The sequence below is a fragment of the Caulobacter sp. GW821-FHT11E10 genome, from assembly GCF_058808375.1.
In genome coordinates this window covers 570,900-586,573 of record NZ_JBXARP010000003.1, presented here as the reverse complement: position 1 = coordinate 586,573, position 15,674 = coordinate 570,900, and the positions used below count along the sequence as shown (strand labels likewise).

Sequence of the window (15,674 nt, the reverse complement as noted above, 5' to 3'; positions counted from 1 at the left end):
AGCTCGGCATAGGCCGCATAGCCCCCTCAGTCGCTCCGCGACAGCTCCCCCAGAGGGGGAGCATCCGACTTCCGACTTGGGTCGATAGCCGATCTCACGAGCCCCGCCCTACGCATCTGGGTTCGCCGCCCGGTCGGTGATAGGTTGCCCGATCAGTTGAGAGACCCCTTCCTTTGATCGAGCAATATGGTTGGTCCGATGAGCTGCGGCGGGCGTTCGAGCCGCACGCGGGTGATGGCCACGTCCCCGGACGGATCATTATCCAGCACCGCGACAGCTATCTGGTCGTCACCGAGGACGGCGAGCTGAATGCCAAGCTCTCCGGCCGCATGCGTCACGAGGCGCGGGAAGCGGGCCATCCGGCGGTCGGGGACTGGGTGGCGCTGTCGCCCAACCTGGTGGACGGCGCCGCGACCATCCATGCGCTGCTACCGCGTCGCACCGCCTTCGTGCGCCGGGCGGCCGACAGCATTCAGACGCTGCAGATCATCGCCGCCAATATCGACGTCGTCTTCATCGTCACCTCTCTGAACGGCGACCTCAATCCGCGCCGGATCGAGCGCTATCTCGCCGCCGCTTGGCAGAGCGGGGCCCGCCCCGTGGTGGTGCTGACCAAGTCCGACCTCTGCGACGATCCGCAAGGCCAGGCCGCCGAGATCGCGACCTTGACGGCCGACTGCCCAGTGCTGACGGTCGCCGCGAAACGAGGCGAGGGCCTCGACGCCCTGCTGGCCCACGTCGCGCCCGGCGAAACCTGTGTGCTGATCGGCTCGTCCGGCGTCGGCAAGTCCACCCTGGTCAATGCGTTCCTGGGCGAGGAGCGGATGGCGACGCGGGCGATCCGCGAGGCCGACGACCAGGGCCGCCACACCACCAGCCATCGCGAGATCATACTGCTGCCCGGCGGTGGGCTGATCCTCGACACCCCGGGCATCCGGGAGGTGGGCCTGATCGACGCCGACGAAGGCCTGGACGTCGTGTTCGACGACATCGAGCAGTTGGTCCAGACCTGTAAGTTCAGCGACTGCAGCCACGCCAACGAGCCGGGCTGCGGCGTGCGCGGCGCGCTCGAGAACGGCGCGCTCGATCCCGGGCGTTGGGCCAGCTTCCAGAAGCTGGGCCTCGAGTTGGCGGCCATGGAGGCGAAGGCCGAGCGCGTGGCGAAGGACGCCGAGCGCCGCCGCCAGGCCGCGCTTCAAAGAAATTACCGGACCACGAAGAAGAACCAGCGGGGCCAGTGAGACTGGGTTCCCGCCACGCCACGCCTAGGGAAACTCCATCCGCTTTCAGACGAAGAGCGGTTTCATCCGTCCCCGAAAGCGCCTAGGTAAGCCTCAACCTGAGCATAACTTACCAGGGCCAGCACTAGAAACAGGACTGGGACGATGGACGACGCGGGCGTCAGCTTGCAGGCGACGATGGCGGGGATGGGCCGGACGGCCCGCGAGGGCGCGCGCGCCCTGCGCCTCGCCACGCCAGAGCAGCGCACCGCCGCCATCCGGGCCATGGCCGCCGCGATCCGCGAGGACGCCGCGCGCATCCTCGCCGCCAACGCCAAGGACCTGGCCAAGGCCGAGGCCAACGGCGTCGCCGGCCCCATGCTCGATCGCCTGGCCCTGGACGAGGCGCGCTTGGAAGGCGTCGCCGCCGGGGTCGAGGCCGTGGCCGCCATTCCCGATCCGCTCGGCGTGGCCACCTCACGCTGGACCCGGCCCAACGGCCTGGACATCAGCCGCGTCCGCACGCCGATCGGCGTGATCGCCATGATCTATGAGAGCCGGCCCAACGTGACCGCCGACGCGGCCGCGCTGTGCGTGCGCTCGGGCAATGCGGTGATCCTGCGCGGCGGCTCGGAGTGCATCCACTCCAACCTCTCCATCCACGCTTCCATAGAGCGCGGTTTGAAGGCCGCTGGCCTTCCCGCTGCCGCCGTCCAGGCGGTGAAGACCGCCGACCGCGCCGCCGTGGGCGCGATCCTCTCGGGCCTGGACCGCGCCATCGACCTGATCATCCCGCGCGGCGGCAAGAGCCTGGTCGCCCGGGTGCAGGCCGAGGCCCGCGCCCCGGTGCTGGGCCACCTGGAAGGCCTCAACCACGTCTTCGTCCATGCGGGCGCCGACGTGAAGAAGGCCGTCGACATCGTCGTCAACGCCAAGCTTCGCCGCGTCTCGGTCTGCGGCGCCGCCGAGACCCTGCTGGTCGACAAGGCCGCCGCCGAAAAGCTGCTGCCGCCGATCGCCGACGCCCTGATCCGGGCCGGCTGCGAGCTGCGCGGCGACGCCGCCGCCCGGGCCATCGAGCCGACGATGAAGAAGGCGACCGCCGAGGACTGGACCACCGAATACCTGGCCCCGATCCTCGCCGTGGCCGTGGTCGACGGCGTGGCCGGCGCCTCGGCCCACATCGCCGCCTACGGCTCGGGCCATACCGACGCCATCGTCACCGAGGACGCGGCCGCCGCCGACGCCTTCGTGGCCGAGGTCGACAGCGCCATCGTGCTGATCAACGCCTCGACCCAGTTCGCCGATGGCGGCGAATTCGGCTTCGGGGCCGAGATCGGCATCGCCACCGACAAGCTTCACGCCCGCGGCCCGGTTGGGGCCGAGCAACTGACGACGTTCAAGTATGTGGTTCGCGGGACCGGCCAGACTCGTCCCTGAGGCCGGTCGGCCCAACGCCCAGCGCCTCGGGTTCCACCTGGAGCCCGGGATGCGCGTCGGCCTGTTCGGCGGCAGCTTCAACCCGGCGCACGAGGGCCACGCCCACGTGGCCGAGACGGCCATGCGCCGGCTGGAGCTGGACCGCGTCATCTGGCTCGTCTCGCCGCAGAACCCCCTGAAATCGTCGCACGAGACCCGTCCCGTCGCCGAGCGCATGGCCGAGGCCCGCCGCTGGGCGCGCGGTGCGGGGATGATCGTCTCCGACGCCGAGACCCGGCTGGGCTCGCAATACACGATCGACACGCTGCGCGTTTTGCGCGCCCGCTATCCCGGCGTGAAGTTCGTCTGGGTCATGGGCGCCGACAGCCTGGCCACCTTCCATCGCTGGCGCGGCTGGACCCAGATCATGCGCGAGGCGCCCGTCGCGGTGATCTCGCGTCCCTGGGTCTCGCTGAAGGCCCGGACCTCGCCGGCCGCCCGCCGCTTCGCCTTCGCCCGCTGGCCCGCCAGCGCCGCCGCCAAGCTGCCCGACGCCACCGCCCCGGCCTGGGTCTACCTGACCGGACCGCTGAATTTCGCCTCCTCGACGGCCATGCGGTCGAGGCAAAAGGGCTAGAATCAGGTCGAAGGCCAAGCTTTCAGGCGTTGCTCAGACGCCTCTATGGACCAGGCGAATCGCCGCGCCGAACACGTCCTCTCACTTTTCGCCCAATTCCATGCTATGAGGGATATCCACAGCGACCCCATAAGGAGCAATACGCTGCGTAGCGACCCCGCGCTTAATGCGCACGAGGGACCGGCTGGAGCCGAATCCTCGACTGAGTCCCCCGGCCTGAGTCCGGCCCTCAACATCAAGGCGCTTGAGCGCCTGATCCTGGAACGCCTCGACGACGATAAGGCGCAGGACATCGTCCACATCGACCTGGCGGACAAGAGCTCGGTCGCCGACAGCCTGATCGTGGCGTCGGGCCGTTCGCACCGTCACGTCGGCGCCCTGGCCGACCACATCCTGCGGGCGCTGAAGGAAAACGGCTTCGGCAAGGCGCGGGTCGAAGGCCTGCCGCACTGCGACTGGGTTCTGATCGACGCCGGTGACGTCGTGGTCCACCTGTTCCGCCCCGAAGTGCGCAGCTTCTACAACATCGAGAAGATCTGGGCGGTCGACGCACCGCACCGCACGGCGGCGAACTGATCCTGTCTCGCTATCGCTCGGCCGTCGCCCGCCCGCGGGTGACGGTCTAGAGCTCTTCTGAGATCTGGCGCGTGGCTTGCGCCGAAACCGCTCACCTTTTCGGCTGCCACGCTCGTGATGAAGATCACCATCCTCACCGTCGGAAAGCTCGGCCGCATGGTCGAGGCGCAGCTGGCCGTGGACTATGCGTCCCGCGCCACCGCCTCGGGCCGCGCCCTGGCCCTCGGCCCTGTCGAGATCGTCGAGGTCGAGGCCCGCAAGCCCGGCAAGGCCGCCGAGGCCGAGGTGCTGCGTCCGCACCTGGAGGGCGCCCATGTCATCGCCTGCGACGAGCACGGCAAGGTTCGCCCCAGCCGCGCCTTCGCCGAGCACCTGGCCCGGCTGCGCGACGATGGGACGCGTCGGGTGGTGTTCTTGATCGGTGGGGCCGACGGCCTGGATCCGTCGATCCTGGCCAACGCCAACGAAACCATGGCCTTCGGGCCCCAGACTTGGCCGCACGCCCTGGCCCGGGCGATGCTGGCCGAGCAGATCTATCGCGCCGCCACCATCCTGTCGGGCTCGCCCTACCACCGGGATTAGGGCTAGAGATCGAGCGATGTCACGCTCGCGACTCGTCATCGCCGTCTGCGCCCTGGTTCTCGCCGTCCCCACGGCCGTGGTCGGCTGGCAGCGCGCCGACCGGGCCATCGAGGCGCAGCGCGCCAAGGACCGCCAAACCGCCGCCGACACCCGCCGCGAGATCGAGGACCTGCGGGCCGAGTTGGACCGCCTGGACCACGCCCGCATCGCCGCCGGCACCGATGTCGACGCCAAGCGGGCGCGGCTGGAGGCCCTGAACGCCCGCGAGAACGCCATCCTCGCCGACCTCGGCCGCAACCGGCAGCGCCTGTCGCTGCTGCTGTCGGCCCTGCAGCTTTTCCGCCGCGATCCGCCGCCGGCCCTGCTGGTCTCGCCCGACAACGCCCGCGACGCGGTGCGGGCCGCCATCCTGATCCGCGCCATGACTCCCGACCTGCAGCAGCGCGCCGACGCCTATGCTCGCCGGGCCACCGCCATCGGGACTCTGCGTCGCGAAGCCGCCGCCGCCTCGGCCGAGCTGTTCACCGCCGAGAGCGCGGTCGCCGACCGCAAGGGCGAGATCGAACGCCTGATCATCGAGAAGACCGCGCTGGAACGCGCCTATGCCCGCGAAGCCCAGGCCCAGGAGAGCGAGCTGCGGACGCTGGGCGCTCTGACGGACGGTCTTGGTCGCGTCGAGGCCACCGGTCCGCTTGCCCTGCGCCCGCCCGCCGCCGGCGCCGTCGTGCGCCGCTTCGGCCAGGAACTGCCGGCCGGCGGCAAGTCGCCGGGCCTGACCATCCGCACCGACAAGGGCCTGACCGTCACCGCCCCCGCCGCCGGAACGGTCGAATACGCCGGCGCGCTGAACGGCTGGGGCGCGGTGCTGATCCTGCGATCGCAAGGCGCCTATCACCTGGTTCTGGCGGGGCTGGACCAGATAACGGCGTCACCCGGACAATCTGTCGCGGCCGGCGCCCCCATCGGGAAGATGCCGGATCATGTATCTTCCGATCCGGAACTCTATCTAGAGGTCCGTGAGAACGGCGAGCCGGCGGACCCGGAGCGCTGGCTCAAACAGGAGTCGCGGTAGACGGCTTTTTCAGTAATGGTGGCCGCAATTATACCGCCGGCCTCTATCAGGGTTGGACGGGGCTAAACACGGTTTGCGACGCCGCGCGTCGCTAGGGAGCCTTCTGGGCCTTAATGCGCAAGTACCTGCTCATCGGAGTTTCGGCCTTCGTCCTCGGCGCGGGGGCCATGGCCTATGTCAGCCCAATCGCCCAGGCGAACAACGCCCCCAAGACCAAGACCTACAAGATGCTGGAGCTCTTCGGCGACGTGCTGGGCACGGTCGAGGACCAGTACGTCACCGAGGTCGACGACAAGAAGCTGATCGAGGCGGCGCTGGACGGCATGCTGACCAGTCTCGACCCGCACTCGGGCTACCTGTCGCCCGACAGCTACGAAGACATGCAGGACACCACGCGCGGTGAGTACGGCGGCCTTGGCCTCGAAGTCACCAGCGAAGAAGGCGTGGTCAAGGTCATCTCGCCGATGGACGGCACCCCGGCCGCGCGCGCCGGCGTCCAGGCGGGCGACTACATCACCTCGGTCAACGGCCAGAGCGTTCTGGGCCTGACGGTCACCGAAGCCGTCAAGCAGATGCGCGGCCAGCCGGGCGAGGCGGTCACCCTGACCATCGCCCGCGACAAGACTGACCCGTTCGACGTCAAGCTGATCCGCGAGGTGATCAAGCCCAAGGCCGCCATCGCCCGCATGGAGGGCGACTTCGGCTATGTCCGCCTGCCCGGCTTCAACGAAAAGGCCACCGACGCCCTGGTCAGCTCGATCACCGAGCTGAAGACCAAGAACCCGGCGATGAAGGGCCTGATCCTCGACCTGAGGAACAACCCCGGCGGCCTGCTCGACCAGGCGGTCGGCGTGGCCGACGTGTTCCTGGACGGCGGCGAGGTGGTCAGCCAGCGCGGCCGCGATCCGCGCAACATCCAACGCTACAACGCCCGTCCAGGCGACCTGCTGAACGGCCTGCCGGTCGTGGTGCTGGTCAACCAGGGCTCGGCCTCGGCCGCTGAAATCGTCGCCGGCGCCCTGCAGGACCGCCACCGCGCCGAGCTCGTCGGCCTGACCAGCTTCGGCAAGGGTTCGGTGCAGACCGTGATCCCGCTGCGTGGCGGGGCTGACGGCGCCCTGAAGCTGACCACGGCCAAGTACTTCACGCCCTCGGGCCGCTCGATCCAGAAGACCGGCATCGCCCCGGACCTCGAGGTCGCCCAGACCCGCGACCAGGCCCAGGACATCGCCAACCGCGTCTGGTTCAGCGAAGCCAGCTTCAAGAACGCGCTGAATGCCGACGAGGGCAAGACGCGTATCGGCGCCCACACCCCGGCCGAAGCGCCGCCGACGGGCTTCGACGACAAGAAGGACGACTTCCAGCTGCAGCGCGCCATCGCCGTGCTGAAGGCCGGCGGCGTGGCCAACACGCCCAAGCTGCCCAAGCCCGCGGCCAAGGTCGCCGAGGTCACGGCCAAGGCCGCGGCGGCGGCAAACAAGGGTCCGGTCACCGAGAACAAGTAAGGGCCCACGAAACCTGTCTGGGCCCTACGCCTGATCAGCGCCGCTTCGGGAGACCGGAGCGGCGTTTTTCATGTCCGCAATTCTGTCCCTAGTCGATGCACGACGGGTCGCTATGGTTTCTCGACGCCGTTCCGAGAGACCGCATGCCCCTGCCCCTTCTCGCCGCCCTGGCCCTGGTCGCGACCGCGCCGCTCCCGGCGCCCAAGCCGTTCATGCCGGGCGTGATCGACACCCCCGCCACCGAGGTCCGGCCCGCCTTCAGTCCCGATGGCCGCTGCGTCCTGTGGGGCTCGATAACCACCAAGGAAGACTGGAAGATCCTGCAGACCTGCCGCGAGGGCGAGACCTGGTCCAAGCCCGCGCCGGTGTCGTTCGAGACGCCGTCCAACGAGTTCGACCCGGCCTTCTCGCCGGACGGGCGCACCGTCTATTTCTTCTCGAACCGTCCCGGCGGCCTGGGCGGCGACGACCTGTGGGCGGTGGATCGCGATCCTTCGACCCTGACCTTCGGGTCGCCGCGTAACCTCGGCCCCCGCTTCAACACGAGCGGCGACGAGTGGGCGCCGAGCCCGACCATCGATGGCGGGCTGATCTTCTCGTCCAACGGCCATGGCGGGGCGGGCGGCCAGGACCTGTTCGAGGGCGACCTGGCGGGCGCGGCGCCGGTCCGAAACCTGGGCCCGGGCGTCAATGGCCCCAAGGACGACTTCGACGCCGCCCTGCTGGCCGATGGCCGCACCCTGGTCTTCGCCTCGGGCGACCTGAAGGCCGAAACCGGCGTGCTGTTGCATGTCGCCCGACGCGGGGCGGACGGCGCCTTCGCTGGCCGGAAGGCGCTCTCCGCCCCGGTCAATTGCTCGGCCGAGATCAACAACGGGCCGGCGATCGATCCCCGCCGGCCCGACCTGTTCTTCTATTCAGCCTACTGCCCCACGCTGGGCGTCGGACGGATGGACATCTTCGAGGTCCCCGCTCCCGCCGGCTGAGGCCAGGGTCAGCGTGTACTCGACGAACTGGGTCTCGCGGATCCAGCCGAGACCCTCGTAGAGCGCCTGGGCCGTCGCGTTCTCCACGCCGGTGACCAGCGACAGGCCCGCCGCCCCGGCGCGCCGGGCATGGGCGACGGCGGCCTCGACCAGCGTCCGGCCCGCGCCGCCGCGTCGTCGATCCGCCTCCACATAGAGGTCGTTGAGCACGAAGGTCCGCGACGTCCCGATCGACGAAAAGCTGGGATAGAGCTGGACGAAACCGATCGGGACGCCGCCCTCCACCGCCAGCAACACCACCGACTCCTCCCGCCGAAGCCGCTCGGCCAGGAACCGACGGGCGCGCTCGGGATCGGACGCCTTGCCGTAGAATTGCCGGTAGCGGTCGAACAGCCGGGTCAGGACGTCCAGGTCCGCCGAGGTGGCGCGATGCACGATCATGTCGACACCTTCGAATAGCGCATCACCCAATTGGTCTCCCAGCTGGCCCCGCCGTCGGGCGAGAAGGCCTGCTCCCACTGGGCCTGCGTTGGCGACAGTGAGCGGAATTGGCCCCGCACCTTGATCGGTCGCCCCTCGAACGTGTCGTCCGACAGAAAGGTCCCGACGCCATCGACGAACCGACCGATACCCGGCTTGTCGATCTCCAGCGGATTGGCGGCGCTGAGGTACCAGTCGGCCCAGGTGTCGGTCTTGGCGTCGTAGGCTCGCAGGCCCATGCCGGCGGTCGCCCCGGTCTCGCGGCGCGCCAGGCTCTCGTTGAGGTTCACCACTCCGCCCAGCAGGGCCTGGCATCGGGTGGTCCCGTCGAATTCCTCCCAGTCGCTGTTCCCCGCCAACCGCTTGCGCAGGCGGCGATGGCGGACGGTCCAGGAGCCCAGGAAGAAGTCGAAGTCGTGGATCGAGCCACGCCCGCCCGAGGCCGGCGCCTGGGTGGCGAAGGCCTCGCGGGCGGCCATCAGCGACGGGGCGGCCACGGCCAGGCTCAGCAGGTCCCGGCGACAGAGATCCTGGCCCATGCTCAGTCAACCTTCTCAAGGTCGGTGTACCAGTTGACCTCCCAGGTCTTGCCGCCGTCGGGCGAGAAGGCCTGCTCCCAATGGGCCGAGGTCGCGGTGATGTTCGACCAGGTGAACCGCACCTTGATCGGCTTCCCGCGCAGGGTGTCGTCGGCATAGAAGGTCCCGACGCCGTTGACGAACCGGCCCTTGACGGGCGTGTCCATCACCCCGGGCTTGCGGGAATCCAGCCACCAGATCGCCCACTCGCCCGTCGCCGGGTCGTAGGCCCGCGTGGTGAGCCCCCAATAGTCGCCGTCCGGCAGGCGCAGCAGATTGTCGTCGGCGTTGCCCTGGCCGTTCATCGTCTTCCACCAGTTCTGCTCGCCGGTGAATTCCTCCCAGCGGGTGTCGCCCATCAGGCGCTCCTTCAGGCGGCGGTGCTTGGCGGTCCACTTGCCGACCCGCAAGTCGAAGGCGTGTAGCCCCGACAGGTCCTGGCGAGCGGCCTTGGGCTTCACGTTGTCCTGGTCGGCCCAGGCAGGCTCGGCCGCCAAGAGCGCCGAGGCCAGGAATACGGCGGCCACCAGGCCGGAGATGATCGATCGCTTCATGAGGTTCCTCCTCTTCCGCGATGTTCTGGAACCGTCTCGCCTTGGGGACGAGGTCCAATCCCGACGAACCCTGAGGCGCCATTCGAAGCGCCGCCCGTCCCCGCTTGAGCTCGCGCTCGCTCGCGCGCACAAAAGGCGGCGATGAGCGTCGTCCTGGAACTCGCGCTGCAACTGCCGCCCGCCGGGTCGCGCGACGTGCGTCGCCGGCTGCACGAGCAGCTGCGGGCCGCCATACTGGACGGACGCCTGGCCGCTGGCGTCCAGCTGCCCGCCAGCCGGGCCCTGGCCGAACAACTGGGCCTGTCGCGCAACACCGCCATGGCGGTCTACGACCTGCTGCTGAGCGAAGGCCACATCGTCTCGCGGACCGGGGCGGGGACCTTCGTGGCCGGCGCGACGCCCCGGTCCCCACTGGAGGGCGCCGGCGCCGCGCGCGCCGAGGCCAGCTTCAACCTCCGCCCCGGCCGGCCCGACACCAGCCAGTTCCCGTTCGACATCTGGGGCCGCCTGACCAGTCGCGCCCTGCGCCGCTTCGGCCGGGCGGGTGGGACCTATCGCGAGCCCGCCGGCCATCCCGCCCTGCGCGAGGCGATCGCCGGCCACCTGTCGTTCGCCCGCGCCCTGGCCTGCTCGCCGGACGACGTGATCGTCACCGTCGGCGCCCAACAGGCCTTCGACCTCCTGGCCCGGACCCTGACGAGCCCGGAGCGCCGGACGGTGGTGGTCGAGGACCCCGGCTATCCGGCCGCCCGCGAGGCGTTCGCCGCCGCCGGCGCCCATGTCGTGGCTGTCCCCGTCGACCGCGAGGGTCTGGTCGTCGAGGCCCTGCCAGAAGGCCGACATGAGGGCGCGGCGCTGGTCTGCCTCACCCCCTCTCAACAGTACCCGCTTGGCGCGACCCTTTCGGCGAACCGGCGCGACGCTCTGCTGGCCTATGCCGGCCGTAACGACGCCCTGATCATCGAGGACGACTATGGCGGCGAATTCCGTTTCGAGGGCTCGCCGCTGCCGACCCTGCGCTCGCAGGACCGGGACGGCCGCGTGCTCTATGTCGGCACCTTTTCCCAGAGTCTGCTGCCGGCCCTGCGGATCGGCTTCGTCGTCGCGCCGCAACGGGTTCGCGCCGCCCTGCTGGCCGCGCGCGAGCGCAGCGACTGGCACGGGCCGGCCATCGAGCACGCGACCCTGGCCGCCTTCATCGCCGAGGGCCATCTGGCGCGCCACGTCCGCAAGATGCGCCGGATCTATGCTGAGCGGCGCACGACATTGCTGACCGCCCTGGCCAGGCATGGCGAAGGCCTGCTGGACCCGATTCCCGCCCCCGCCGGCCTGCACGTCACGGCCCTGCTGCGCGGCCCGGTCGTCCCAGCGAGCATCGTCGAGCGGGCGGCGAAGCTGGGCGTCTCCGTCGACAGTCTCGACACCTACGCGGCCAGTCCGGCCTCGCCGCCGGGCCTCGTCCTGGGCTTTGGCCAGATCGAGGCGGCGCGGATCGACGAGGCGGTCGCCATCCTGGCCCGCGTCATCCGCGAAGCCCCCACGGGGACCGCCGACCGCGACGTCGGGTCGCGCCGTCCTGCTTCGGCCGCAGGACCTTGTTAACCATATGTTCGAAGCTTCCCCGCTAGCCTCGCAGGGTCATGGCCGTCACGTTCTCACGCAAGCCCGCCTACGCCGCCGCCGCGCCCGCTCCGGGCGGGTCCGGCGACCTGCGCGCCAAGCTGATGGCCGCGCTCGCCAATCCCTACATCAGCGCCAGCGGCGCGGCGTTCCTGTTCCTGGCCTCGCTGAGCACCCTGGTTCTGATCACCAGCGATCCGCACGCCGGCTCACCGGTGATTCGCCTCGAACTGACCAAGATCGGCGCCACCAAGAACGCCCCTGAAGGCTGGCGCGAAGCACTCGGCGGCGAGAGCGCGCACGAGGCCGAGCTCGTCCCCGGCCAGCTCGGCCTGTCGAGCAACCCCTTCGCCCCGCCGACCGCCGAGGTTGGCGCGGAGGCGGGGCTGGACACCCAGAACCTGCCGCCGATCCAGCAGGGGCCGGGCTTGGCCCAGGCCCCGATCGCCGGCTTGACCGCCCCGGGCCCCGGCGGCGGTCCGCTGCCGATCATCGGCGCCGACGGCCGCACGGCCGCGGAAGCCTATGCCCGCCCCTTCAAGCCGAACGGTCGCCCCAAGGTGTCGGTCGTCATCGGCGGCCTCGGCCTCAACGCCCAGACCACCCGCGCCGCCATCGAAACCTTGCCCGGCGAAGTCACCCTGTCGTTCGCGCCCTATGCCGACGGCCTGCAAGGCTGGATCGACCTGGCCCGCGCCCACGGCCACGAGGTGCTGCTGGAGACCCCGATGGAACCGGCCGACTATCCGGCCAACGACCCGGGCCCCTACACCCTGATCGCCGCCAACCGGCCGGAAGACACCGTGCGCAAGCTGGAATGGCTGATGTCGCGCGCCACCGGCTATTTCGGCCTGTCGAACTATCTGGGCGCCCGCTTCGTCGAGAGCGACCCGGCGATGAGCACGTTCAACGCCGCGCTGAAAGCGCGCGGCCTGGCGTTTGTCGATGACGGCCTGGCCTCGCGCCGCGCCGGCCCAATCCCTCGCGCCTCGGCCGACCGGGTGATCGACGACGAACTGTCGGCCTCCGCCATCGACACCCAGCTGAAAGCGCTGGAGACCGGCGCGGCGGGTCGCGGCCAATCGCTGGGCTCGGGCTTCGCCTATCCGGTGACCATCAACCAGGTGCGCATCTGGGCCGCCGGCCTGCAGGCGCGTGGCATGCAGCTGGCCCCCGCTTCGGCCCTGGCGCACCGCTAGAACTGGCGCGCCGCCAGCTTTCCTGAAACAAAGCTCGGCATGACCGAGCTGGACTTTCCCAAGCATCGCCCGAACGTCGGCGTCGTCCTGTTTCACCAGGATGGCCGCGTCTGGCTGGGTCGTCGCTACAAGCAGGCCCCGCCCTACAACTGGCAGTTCCCGCAAGGTGGGGTCGACGAGGGCGAGGACCTGGAGGTCGCCGCCCGTCGCGAGCTGGCCGAAGAGACCGGCGTCACCTCGGTCGAGCTGCTGGGCCGCACCGAGGGCTGGGTCACCTACGACTTCCCGCCCGAGATCCTCGCCGACAAGAAACACTCGCGCGGCTGGCTCGGCCAGAAGCAGGTCTGGTTCGCCTATCGCTTCACCGGCCAGGAGTCGGAAATCGATCTGGAAGCGGACGAGCACATCGAGTTCGACGCCTGGAAGTGGGGCAGGCTCGACGAAACGCCCGAACTGATCGTACCCTTCAAGCGCGGGGTCTACGAAACGGTGGTCGCCGCGTTCCAGGGGTTCACGCGCGGGGGCTGATCCTGGTCCGTCGCGCGGGGGAAAACGGCATGGCCGAAACAGTACTTTTGATCCACGGCTATGGCTGCGCGGGGGACGTCTGGGGTCCTGTCGCCGCCCGGCTGCGGGCCGAAGGCTATCGCGTGGAAGCCCCGACCATCCGGTCGGCGGTGCGGACGGTCGAGGGCCCGAGAGCGGGCCTGGCGGGTCTGACCCTGGCCGACTACGTCGCCGAGATGAGCGCCCTGGCTCAGACCCTGGCCAAGGAGACCGGCAAGAAGCCGCTGGTCGTCGGCCATTCGATGGGCGGGCTGATCGCCCAGAAGGTCGCCGAGGCCGGTCACGCGGCGGGCCTCGTCCTGTTCGCTCCGGCGGCGCCCGCCGATGCTCGCGGCAAACCGAAACTCTCGCCGGTCTTCACCTTCCTGAACCTGGCGCTGTCGTCAAAGCCCGAGACCAAGGCGGGCAAGATGTGGAAGACGGGCTTCAAGTTCGGCGTGATGAACGCCGTGCCCGCCGCGCGGCATGACGACCTTTACGGAAAGCTGGTCTATGACAGTGGGCAGGTCCTGGCGGACCTCGCCTGGCCGGACAAGGACCCAAACAAGACCGCACATGTCGACGCCGCCAAGGTGACCGTGCCTGTGCTCGTTCTCGCCGGCGCGCTGGACCGCACCACGCCCGCCGACGACGCCCGACTGGTCGGCAAGAAGTACGCGAACGCCGACTACAGAGAATACCCCAACAACGCCCACTATTTGATAGATGAGCCAAACACGATGAAGATCCTCGACGACGTGATCGCCTGGCTGACGGGCAAGAAACTGACGCCGGCCGCGCCGACGCCGCACGCCGAAGCGCCCAAGGCCGCGCCCGTGAAAGCGCCCGAGCCGGCGCCCGTGAAGGCGGCCGAACCAGCCCCGGTCGCCGCCGCGCCCGTCGCCGCCGCCCCGGCCCCGGCTCCCGCGCCGAAGACCGCGCCGGCGGCCAAGGCGCCCGCCAAGCCGAAGACGGAAGCCAAGACCGCCGCGCCGAAGGCCGCTCCCAAGGCCAAGGCCGCCCCGGCCGCCAAGCCCACGCCCGCCGCGAAGGCCCCGGCCGCCAAGGCTCCGGCCAAGCCGAAGGCCGCCGCCGAGAAGGTCGCCGCGCCGAAGGCGGCCGCGAAGGCTCCGGCCAAGGCAGCTCCGGCCGCGGCCAAGCCCGCGCCTGCCGCCAAGGCCGCGCCGAAGCCCAAGGCGGCTCCAGCCGCCAAGCCCGCGCCCGGCGCGAAGGCCAAGGCCGCTCCTGCCAAGGCTGCTCCGGCCAAGGCTGCTCCGGCGGTGAAGGCCGCGCCCGCGGCGAAGGCGGCTCCGGCCGCGAAGCCTAAGGCGCCCGCCAAGGCCGCGTCCGCTCCGGCGGCGCCCAAGGCCGCCCCGAAGGCCGCTCCGAAGGCAGCCCCGAAGGCCGCCGCGAAGGCCGCCGCGAAGCCTGCGACAAAGGCGCCCGCCAAAACCTCTGCCAAGCCGAAGAAATAGGCGTAGGCTGATCCCGCCGGCTGCTTCGCCGGCGGGGTTCCTTAGGGCGTTCATGCGCGCACCGGTGATCATGGTCCACGGCGCCTTCTGTGGCGGCTGGACCTTCGACGCGTTCCGCGCGCCTTTCGAGGCGGCGGGTCATAGGGTGCTGACGCCCGACCTGATCGGCCACGACGGCGCGAGCAGCGCCGCCGGCGTCTCGATGACCGACTATGCTCGCCAGATCGCGCGCCTGGTCGACAGCTGCGAGACACCACCGATCCTGATCGGCCATTCGATGGGCGGCCTGGTCGCTCAGATGGCCGCCAGCCGCGCCAAGGTCTCCAAGCTGATCCTGCTGGCGCCCTCCGCCCCTTGGGGCGTATCGGGCGCGAGCCTGGAGGAGGCCGTCTCGGCGGTCAGCCTCTATTCCCTCGGCCCCTATTGGCTGCAGGCCATCGCGCCCGACTACGGCGTCGTGCGCCGCTACAGCGTCGACAAGCTGGCCCGGCCCGAGCGCAAGGCGATCTTCGCCCGCATGACGGCCGAGAGCGGCCGGGCGCTGTGGGAAACCCTGAACTGGTGGCTGGACCCCTTCATGACCACCAGCGTCAGCGCCCCGGCCTGCCCGGTTCTGGCGATCGCGGGCGGCCAGGACGTCATCCATCCGCCGGCCACGGTCCGCCAGACGGCCGCGCGCCTGGGCGGAACGGTCGAGGTCTATCCCGAGATGAGCCATTGGCTGCCCGGAGAGCCTGGTTGGGAAGCCGTGGCGGAGCGCTGCCTGGCGTTCATCGCGGCCGAGGACAGGGCGGCGGCCTAGGCCGCCGGCGAAAACACCTTCAGCCCCAGGATCCCGGCCACGATCAGGCCGAGGCACACCAGCCGCGCGGCCGTCGCGGGTTCCTTGAACAGCACGATGCCGACGATGGCCGTGCCGACCGCGCCCACGCCGGTCCAGACGGCGTAGGCCGTGCCCAGCGGCAGGGTCTTCACGGCCCAGCCCAGCAGCCCCATGGACAGCACCAGGCTGACCGCCGTCAGGACGATCGGCACGGGCCTGGTGAAGCCTTCGGTGAACTTCAGGCCCACGGCCCAGCCGATTTCGAACACACCGGCGATGAGGAGAATGATCCAGGCCACGACGAGCCCTTTCTTTCAAAAGGCGGGGTCGTCCCCGGACAAAAGAGAAAAGGCGCGGGGTCGTCCCCGCGCCTTCGCTAGATAGGTCCGCCGAAACGGCGAG

General features: G+C 70.2%; 16 protein-coding genes and 1 pseudogene. 13 read left to right on the top strand and 4 right to left on the bottom strand.

Annotation, left to right across the window (positions count from 1 at the left end):
* Nucleotides 1-173: 173 nt before the first annotated feature.
* From rsgA to AC1RRV_RS08815, 8 genes are all read left to right on the top strand, one after another.
* The gene (rsgA, locus tag AC1RRV_RS08850; protein WP_492859217.1) at nucleotides 174-1,241 is read left to right on the top strand and encodes a ribosome small subunit-dependent GTPase A; all 1,068 of its coding nucleotides are present in this window, start codon (nucleotides 174-176) and stop codon (nucleotides 1,239-1,241) included.
* Between the two features lie 144 nt (nucleotides 1,242-1,385).
* Nucleotides 1,386-2,660 (top strand): glutamate-5-semialdehyde dehydrogenase, encoded by a 1,275-nt coding sequence (locus AC1RRV_RS08845; RefSeq protein ID WP_492859216.1) that lies wholly within the window; start codon nucleotides 1,386-1,388, stop codon nucleotides 2,658-2,660.
* Nucleotides 2,626-3,276, top strand: coding sequence for a nicotinate-nucleotide adenylyltransferase (locus AC1RRV_RS08840; protein ID WP_492859215.1), 651 nt, complete (start codon nucleotides 2,626-2,628; stop codon nucleotides 3,274-3,276). Before AC1RRV_RS08845 ends, AC1RRV_RS08840 begins: the two co-directional genes overlap by 35 nt.
* A 144-nt stretch (nucleotides 3,277-3,420) precedes the next feature.
* Nucleotides 3,421-3,852 carry a ribosome silencing factor gene (gene rsfS / locus AC1RRV_RS08835; protein WP_492859248.1) on the top strand — a complete coding sequence of 144 codons (432 nt, stop codon included), beginning with the start codon at nucleotides 3,421-3,423 and terminating at the stop codon, nucleotides 3,850-3,852.
* Nucleotides 3,853-3,969: 117 nt separating this feature from the next.
* A complete protein-coding gene (gene rlmH, locus AC1RRV_RS08830; protein ID WP_492859247.1) occupies nucleotides 3,970-4,434 on the top strand; it encodes a 23S rRNA (pseudouridine(1915)-N(3))-methyltransferase RlmH in 465 nt (154 codons plus the stop codon).
* 16 nt (nucleotides 4,435-4,450) lie between these two features.
* Complete coding sequence (locus AC1RRV_RS08825) at nucleotides 4,451-5,506, top strand: murein hydrolase activator EnvC family protein (RefSeq protein WP_492859214.1); 1,056 nt, start codon at nucleotides 4,451-4,453, stop codon at nucleotides 5,504-5,506.
* Between the two features lie 113 nt (nucleotides 5,507-5,619).
* Nucleotides 5,620-7,011, top strand: coding sequence for a S41 family peptidase (locus tag AC1RRV_RS08820; RefSeq protein WP_492859213.1), 1,392 nt, complete (start codon nucleotides 5,620-5,622; stop codon nucleotides 7,009-7,011).
* A gap of 143 nt (nucleotides 7,012-7,154) precedes the next feature.
* Nucleotides 7,155-7,997, top strand: coding sequence for a TolB family protein (locus AC1RRV_RS08815; RefSeq protein WP_492859212.1), 843 nt, complete (start codon nucleotides 7,155-7,157; stop codon nucleotides 7,995-7,997).
* Here the strand turns inward: AC1RRV_RS08815 and AC1RRV_RS08810 are convergent.
* Genes AC1RRV_RS08810 through AC1RRV_RS08800 form a run of 3 tightly spaced genes read right to left on the bottom strand, consistent with a single transcriptional unit; the run spans nucleotide 7,929 to nucleotide 9,609 of the window.
* Complete coding sequence (locus AC1RRV_RS08810) at nucleotides 7,929-8,438, bottom strand: GNAT family N-acetyltransferase (protein ID WP_492859211.1); 510 nt, start codon at nucleotides 8,436-8,438, stop codon at nucleotides 7,929-7,931. The two genes, AC1RRV_RS08815 and AC1RRV_RS08810, sit on opposite strands and share 69 nt — an antisense overlap.
* Nucleotides 8,435-9,016: a DUF1579 domain-containing protein gene (locus AC1RRV_RS08805; protein ID WP_492859210.1), complete on the bottom strand. Its 582-nt coding sequence runs from the start codon at nucleotides 9,014-9,016 to the stop codon at nucleotides 8,435-8,437. Before AC1RRV_RS08805 ends, AC1RRV_RS08810 begins: the two co-directional genes overlap by 4 nt.
* 2 nt (nucleotides 9,017-9,018) lie before the next feature.
* Complete coding sequence (locus tag AC1RRV_RS08800) at nucleotides 9,019-9,609, bottom strand: DUF1579 domain-containing protein (RefSeq protein WP_492859209.1); 591 nt, start codon at nucleotides 9,607-9,609, stop codon at nucleotides 9,019-9,021.
* 141 nt (nucleotides 9,610-9,750) lie between these two features.
* Here AC1RRV_RS08800 and pdxR point away from each other — a divergent pair, with 141 nt between their 5' ends.
* The 5 genes and pseudogenes from pdxR (at nucleotide 9,751) to AC1RRV_RS08775 (ending at nucleotide 15,251) form a co-directional block, all read left to right on the top strand.
* Nucleotides 9,751-11,211, top strand: coding sequence for a MocR-like pyridoxine biosynthesis transcription factor PdxR (pdxR, locus tag AC1RRV_RS08795; RefSeq protein WP_492859208.1), 1,461 nt, complete (start codon nucleotides 9,751-9,753; stop codon nucleotides 11,209-11,211).
* A gap of 38 nt (nucleotides 11,212-11,249) precedes the next feature.
* Nucleotides 11,250-12,428 carry a divergent polysaccharide deacetylase family protein gene (locus AC1RRV_RS08790; protein WP_492859207.1) on the top strand — a complete coding sequence of 393 codons (1,179 nt, stop codon included), beginning with the start codon at nucleotides 11,250-11,252 and terminating at the stop codon, nucleotides 12,426-12,428.
* A gap of 39 nt (nucleotides 12,429-12,467) precedes the next feature.
* Nucleotides 12,468-12,982 (top strand): annotated as a pseudogene (locus AC1RRV_RS08785) (RNA pyrophosphohydrolase); the annotation flags it as partial.
* A gap of 3 nt (nucleotides 12,983-12,985) precedes the next feature.
* Entirely contained in the window at nucleotides 12,986-14,449 is a 1,464-nt protein-coding gene (locus AC1RRV_RS08780) for an alpha/beta hydrolase (protein WP_492859246.1), read from the top strand.
* A 52-nt stretch (nucleotides 14,450-14,501) separates the two neighbouring features.
* On the top strand, nucleotides 14,502-15,251 hold the full coding sequence (locus AC1RRV_RS08775) for an alpha/beta fold hydrolase (protein ID WP_492859206.1): 750 nt from the start codon (nucleotides 14,502-14,504) through the stop codon (nucleotides 15,249-15,251).
* On the opposite strand, the gene sugE is transcribed toward AC1RRV_RS08775, so the two are convergent.
* Nucleotides 15,248-15,571, bottom strand: a complete 324-nt coding sequence (gene sugE / locus AC1RRV_RS08770) for a quaternary ammonium compound efflux SMR transporter SugE (RefSeq protein WP_492859205.1) — start codon at nucleotides 15,569-15,571, stop codon at nucleotides 15,248-15,250. The genes AC1RRV_RS08775 and sugE overlap by 4 nt on opposite strands.
* Nucleotides 15,572-15,674: the final 103 nt, after the last annotated feature.